Source organism: Microcoleus sp. LEGE 07076 (assembly GCF_015207455.1).
Taxonomy (GTDB): Bacteria; Cyanobacteriota; Cyanobacteriia; order Cyanobacteriales; family Microcoleaceae; genus Microcoleus.
This window is the reverse complement of sequence record NZ_JADEWV010000081.1, coordinates 21,051-27,050: the sequence shown is the minus strand read 5'-3', so window position 1 is coordinate 27,050 and position 6,000 is coordinate 21,051. Positions and strand designations below refer to the sequence as shown.

Sequence of the window (6,000 nt, the reverse complement as noted above, 5' to 3'; positions counted from 1 at the left end):
GCTCATAGCCCGATCGTCTTCGCGGCGCTCGCCTCTTAGCCACTGCTTGATTGCTGTTTCAATTACTTTGTTGGGGTCATTCGTCAGGTGCTTAATTTGGTCTAGCAGTTCAGAATCGATATGGATGGACAGTTCCACTTTTTCTGACGAAGTGTGGGAGGGTATACTTGACTCGCTCATAGTTAAAAAATCCTAGTTTTAATTCTTAAGTTTCAATTCCTTCTAGGAATTTACGCTTTACACAATTATGTACCGCACCAATTGATCGAGTTTCATGCAGTCGTACCCAGCCAATTTTAGGCAGGTTGATTCGTTTTACGTCATGACGAATTCCCTGTTTAGCTTTAGTGCCTTGTTCTAGATAAAAAGAGTCTTTAGACTTGCTTTTTTTTGAGAATTTAGGCTGTGCAGAAACTTTCTTGAAGCATCTATCCCAAGCTGTCATCACTTCAGTTACTGCCTGCTGGGGACTTGCTTTGGATGATTTGTAGTACCCGGGGTTAGACGGCTTAATTTCAGCAATTAACCGCTTGTGCAAGTCAATGGCGCTGGGAATTTTTACCGATTTGTCGGTTTCTCGTGGTTTCAAAATATCAAGAATGATGGCATTCCCAAAGTTATAGGCGTGTCTGACAACTCCACAATGTTGACGGAATTGCGTCACTTGCCGATTATTCGGTTTTAATTCCGTCTTAAAAGAGAGCAGCATTTTGTTTTTAAGCTCTGATGTATTTACTCGCTCTCCCCTATTGATTATATGGACAATTTGGGAGATTTGTCGAGATTTGTCGATAACTTACGATACACCTATTTGCCCAATCTCGTTAGGCCGGGGCTTGCGTCTCGTCTTTCGGTCAAGCGCTAGCTTGTTCTCACCAATATTTTTGAGTTGGCGAGGGCCCGGAAGTAGAGCAACCTGACTGGACTGGAGGTTTGAGAGTGGATGTTGGCGATCGGCTTTTCCCCAACCGTTCAACAGCTTTCTGTACAATACAACAAAAGTCAATCTTTTGCCGATAGGTTTTATGACTAACGTTCCTGTATCTCGCATTCGTAATTTTTCGATTATTGCTCACATCGACCATGGAAAATCCACCTTGGCCGATCGCCTGTTGCAGCAAACTGGGACTGTGCAGGCACGGCAGATGAAAGAGCAGTTTTTAGACAATATGGATCTCGAACGCGAACGCGGCATTACGATCAAGCTGCAAGCGGCTCGGATGAATTATACTGCCAAGGACGGTCAGGAGTACGTGCTCAATCTGATCGACACTCCCGGACACGTAGACTTTTCTTACGAGGTGTCGCGATCGCTCGCTGCTTGCGAAGGGGCGCTGCTGGTGGTAGACGCATCTCAAGGCGTAGAAGCACAAACCTTGGCCAATGTCTACCTTGCCTTGGGAAATAATTTGGAAATTATTCCTGTTTTAAATAAAATTGACCTGCCGGGGGCGGAACCGGAACGGGTAAAAGGGGAAATTGAAGAAATTATCGGTCTAGACTGTAGCGGGGCGATTGAGGCTTCTGCTAAGGAAGGAATTGGTATAGATGAGATTTTGGAGTCGATCGTCGAATTGGTGCCGCCGCCGCAGGATACTGTTGACAAACCGCTCAGGGCACTAATTTTTGACAGCTATTACGACGCTTATCGGGGGGTAATTGTTTATTTCCGGGTGATGGATGGCAGTGTCAAAAAGGGCGATCGGGTTTTGTTGATGGTTTCGGGGAAAGAATATGTCATTGATGAATTGGGCATCCTGTCACCGACTCAAGTTCAAGTAGACGAACTGCACGCGGGGGAAGTTGGTTATCTGGGCGCGGCAATTAAAGCAGTAGCTGATGCTCGCGTCGGCGATACCATTACTTTGGTCAAAAAGCCGGCACCGGAGCCTTGGCCGGGTTATACAGAAGCAAAGCCGATGGTTTTTTGCGGCTTGTTCCCGATCGATGCCGACCAATTTCCCGACTTGCGGGAAGCTTTGGAAAAACTCGAACTCAACGATGCGGCGCTTTCCTACGAACCGGAAACTTCAAGCGCGATGGGATTTGGTTTTCGCTGTGGTTTCTTGGGTTTGCTGCACATGGAAATCGTGCAAGAAAGACTGGAAAGAGAATACGATTTAGATTTGATTGTTACAGCTCCTTCAGTAGTTTATCAAGTCACAACAATTAAAGGAGAAGTGTTAACAATTGACAATCCGAGTCACTTGCCAGATCCTCAATATCGCGAGAAGATTGAGGAACCTTATGTGCGGGTAGAAATGCTGTCGCCGGAAAACTATGTGGGGACGCTGATGGAGTTGTCTCAAAATCGGCGGGGCATTTTTATGGATATGAAATATCTGAGTCAGGGGCGGACTACGCTGGTTTACGAGTTGCCTTTGGCGGAGGTGGTGACGGACTTTTTCGATCAGATGAAATCGCGATCGCGCGGTTATGCCAGCATGGAGTATCACCTGATCGGTTATCGCGAAAATCCGCTGGTAAAACTGGACATTTTAATTAATGGCGATCCGGTTGATGCTTTGGCGATGATCGTGCACCGAGATAAGGCTTACAATGTGGGTCGCGGATTGACGGAAAAGCTCAAGGAATTGATTCCCCGCCACCAGTTTAAGGTGCCGATTCAAGCGACGATTGGTGCTAAAGTGATTGCTTCGGAACACATTCCGGCTTTGCGGAAGGATGTGTTGGCGAAGTGCTACGGCGGCGATATTTCGCGGAAGAAGAAGCTGCTGCAAAAGCAAGCCAAGGGTAAGAAGCGGATGAAGTCTGTTGGTACTGTGGATGTGCCGCAGGAGGCTTTTATGGCTGTGCTGAAGCTCGATCGCGATTCGTAATCTGTGTAGCCTTTTGTTAGGAACAGGCTTTCGGGCCTGTTCCACAATAATTATGGGAGATGTGTAAGGGAGCATCTCACTTTTACATCCAAGCTAAAAATTGAATACAGGAAACAGGAGACAAGAGGAAACAGAAAAGAGGAAACAGGAAGAAAGAAGGAGTCAAAAGAAGTGTTTGTACTCTGATGAGATGCTCCCAACAGATTGATAGAAAATTTAACCAAAAACCGGGTTCAGTGGCGTCGTGAAAATATTAATCAAATGCTCAAACTTAGGTGTGCTTAATTGAATGAATAAATCTCAAATATAGACGCCTCCTTCTTTGCCATTTTCCTTCTCAACTTCCATACTTTAGATTCTCCTGAAAGCCAGTGCGCTTAGCGCCCGGGCAAAACTTTTGCGTTCTATCATATAGCGCAGGGCGAAAACTTTTGGCTCTTAAGGAATGAGAATTAAATAACTTACCATTTGATGGTTATTGTGGGATGGGCGGGAGAGCCCGTCCCACAAACTTGTCTAAGTTATTTAATTCGCGATCCTAAGCTGTTGCCTTATTCGGGGATTTTGTTTTGTTGACGCGGCCGCAGAGTTGTGGGTGTCAAAGAAGCTCTCCGCGATGTTACAATTCATAAGATAGAGGAGTTGTTGGGTTTAGATTATATCAATTTAGGTTTGTAGAAGTAGGTTGGGTTGAGGTCACGAACCATCCGTTTCACTCTCGCCCAACCTACTTCTACTAGTTCTACAAACTTAAGATAAGGACTAAACTCCTTACTCCGAGCCAAGATTAACATTATATTGTAGGTGAGATACTATGAAAAGAGTTATTGTACTTGTTGGTTTGCCTGCTTCTGGGAAATCTCAATTTGCGCGAGAATTGCTGCTTTCTGAACCTGCAAGATGGGTGCGTACTAATAAAGATTTACTGCGAGAAATGGCTCATGCTTCTCATTGGTCGCCAGCAAATGAAAAGTTTATTTTGGAGTTGAGAGATACGATTATTTTGATGGCTTTGGAAAGCGGGAAGCACGTGATTGTTGACGATACTAATTTTGGGCCTCACATCGAGCATATTAAACAGTTGGTTAATGGGAAAGCTATCGTTGAGGTCAATGATTCTTTCCTGCAAGTTCCGGTAGAGGAATGTATTAAACGGGATTTGAAAAGGGTGAATTCTGTGGGCAAAGATGTGATTGTGAAGATGTATAATAAGTACGTGCGGGTTTCGGTAGGAGTGCCGGAATACAACCCGGATTTGCCGGATGCGATTATTGTGGATATGGACGGGACTTTGGCACTTCTGAACGGCCGAAATCCTTTTGATGCTACTACGTGCGATCGCGATTTACCGAATCTGCCTGTTTTAGATACCGTCCGCAAATGGCAAACCACCGCTAATATTATTGTAGTGTCTGGTCGGACGGATGACTGTCGGCCTCAAACTGAAAAATGGTTGCAGCAGTATGAGGTGAATTATCACAGTCTGTATATGCGAAAAACCGGAGATATGCGGAAGGATGCGCTGATTAAAGAGGAGTTTTACAGACAGTATATTGTAGGGAAATATAATGTTAAGTTTGTGTTGGACGATCGCCAGCAAGTTGTTGATATGTGGCGCTCTCTTGGTTTGACTGTATTTCAAGTAGATGAAGGGGATTTTTAACCCAGCATAACTTACATAGGGCTTGCTGAAAAAGTCTTTTCGTTAAGGGTAGGAGTCAGGAGTCTGAAGTCTGAATTAGAGGAGGTAAGAATAGTCAGTAATCGTTGAAAGTGAGGAATGCGCGTCTGCTGATTTAGAGGACTCAAGTCCTGACTACGAACTAAGCGGTTAATTGACCTGGAAAAGGATTAATCGATCGAACACCGATCGACATTGTTCCCTGTGCCAGTTAAAATGGTGGAATACACAAACCCCCGATCGCCCCAAAAATGTCAATAACATAGGAAAGAAGCCCACCTTCAGTCAAAGGTGAGCTAAATTCATGCCAGCTTACCGACAGCTAGGCAATCGGGTCTCTTAGCGGATCGACGTAAAAGTTGAGAAAAAGATCCGAGTCTTCAGGAAAAACTTATCCCCAACAATTAAGCTTCAGTTTACCCGATCGCACCAGGAGAATTTCACCTCGAGCGATATTGCCCTGAAAATGGGCAAATGCTGAAGCTTAAATTGTCCAGCATTGCCCATTTTTAACTTTCATTTCCCAACCGATTAAGCATCTTCATCGTGAGCAAAGCGCCGGAAGAGGAAGTCTAGGGCGTAGTTCCGCAAGTTGTAGTATTCTGGATCTTCCATCATTTGCACCCGATCGCGCGGACGAGGAAAAGGAATCTCCAGAACCTCGCCAATCGTCGCCGATGGGCCGTTAGTCATCATCACCAGTCGATCGGCCAAAAACAGCGCTTCGTCAATATCGTGAGTAATCATCAACACAGTACAGCGGTGATCGTTCCAGATTTTCAGCAACTCTTCCTGCAATTCTTCCTTGGTAATTGCGTCGAGAGCACCAAAGGGTTCGTCCAAAATTAGCACCTTTGGACGAATTGCCAAAGCGCGGGCGATCGAAACCCGCTGTTTCATCCCCCCCGAAATTTGCGGCGGTCTTTTTTCAGCAGCTTCAGTCAATCCCACCATCGCCAAATGGTCTTTGACGATCGCATTTTTTTCGACCTTCGATTTGTCAGGAAAAACAGCGTTAACGGCAATATAAACATTTTCAAACACAGTCCGCCAAGGTAACAAAGCGTAACCCTGAAACACTACCATGCGATCGGGGCCCGGCTTGACAATTCGCTGGCCGTTAATCGACACGGTACCCTCGCTGGGATGGCTAAAACCGGACACCATATTTAATAGTGTTGACTTGCCGCAGCCCGAGTGTCCGATCAGAGTAATAAACTCTCCCTCAGCCACAGTCAAGTTAATATTTTCTAATGCCCTGTAACCGTTTGGATATACTTTATAAACATTGTCCATCACCAAAAAAGGCTCGCGGCGATCGTTTGGCGAGTGAATCTGGGTTTGGGTGTTCGTCTGGTTGGGAGCAGCGTTAATCATGGTTTTGAGAATTTATTTGTAGGTTATTTGCAATTGCCAATAATCGAGTTTTGAAAGGTGAATTGCGAGTAGAGACTACTGAAACTCTCTCTGAAACTCTCT

General features: G+C 45.3%; 5 protein-coding genes. 2 read left to right on the top strand and 3 right to left on the bottom strand.

All coding sequences use genetic code 11. From position 1 onward, the window contains the following. A partial coding sequence (locus IQ270_RS15175) for a type II toxin-antitoxin system CcdA family antitoxin (protein ID WP_193974008.1) occupies positions 1–180 on the bottom strand: 180 nt, incomplete at its 3' end. A gap of 25 nt (positions 181–205) precedes the next feature. After that, a complete protein-coding gene (locus IQ270_RS15170; RefSeq protein WP_228056389.1) occupies positions 206–709 on the bottom strand; it encodes a helix-turn-helix domain-containing protein in 504 nt (167 codons plus the stop codon). 316 nt (positions 710–1,025) lie between these two features. On the opposite strand from IQ270_RS15170, the gene lepA reads away from it, so the two are divergent. Together lepA and IQ270_RS15160 are read left to right on the top strand one after the other, a co-directional pair. Beyond that, positions 1,026–2,840 (top strand): translation elongation factor 4, encoded by a 1,815-nt coding sequence (gene lepA, locus IQ270_RS15165; RefSeq protein WP_193974007.1) that lies wholly within the window; start codon positions 1,026–1,028, stop codon positions 2,838–2,840. An 814-nt stretch (positions 2,841–3,654) separates the two neighbouring features. Beyond that, a complete protein-coding gene (locus IQ270_RS15160; RefSeq protein ID WP_193974006.1) occupies positions 3,655–4,503 on the top strand; it encodes an AAA family ATPase in 849 nt (282 codons plus the stop codon). 549 nt (positions 4,504–5,052) lie between these two features. Here IQ270_RS15160 and IQ270_RS15155 read toward each other — a convergent pair. After that, entirely contained in the window at positions 5,053–5,898 is an 846-nt protein-coding gene (locus IQ270_RS15155; RefSeq protein ID WP_193974005.1) for a nitrate ABC transporter ATP-binding protein, read from the bottom strand. Between the last annotated feature and the right edge of the window lie 102 nt (positions 5,899–6,000).

Excerpts from the sequence above, each read along its gene's own strand:
- IQ270_RS15155 (WP_193974005.1), bottom strand. The coding sequence starts at position 5,898 with ATGATTAACGCTGCTCCCAACCAGACGAACACCCAAACCCAGATTCAC.
- IQ270_RS15160 (WP_193974006.1), top strand. The coding sequence starts at position 3,655 with ATGAAAAGAGTTATTGTACTTGTTGGTTTGCCTGCTTCTGGGAAATCT.
- IQ270_RS15170 (WP_228056389.1), bottom strand. The coding sequence starts at position 709 with ATGCTGCTCTCTTTTAAGACGGAATTAAAACCGAATAATCGGCAAGTG.
- lepA (WP_193974007.1), top strand. The coding sequence starts at position 1,026 with ATGACTAACGTTCCTGTATCTCGCATTCGTAATTTTTCGATTATTGCT.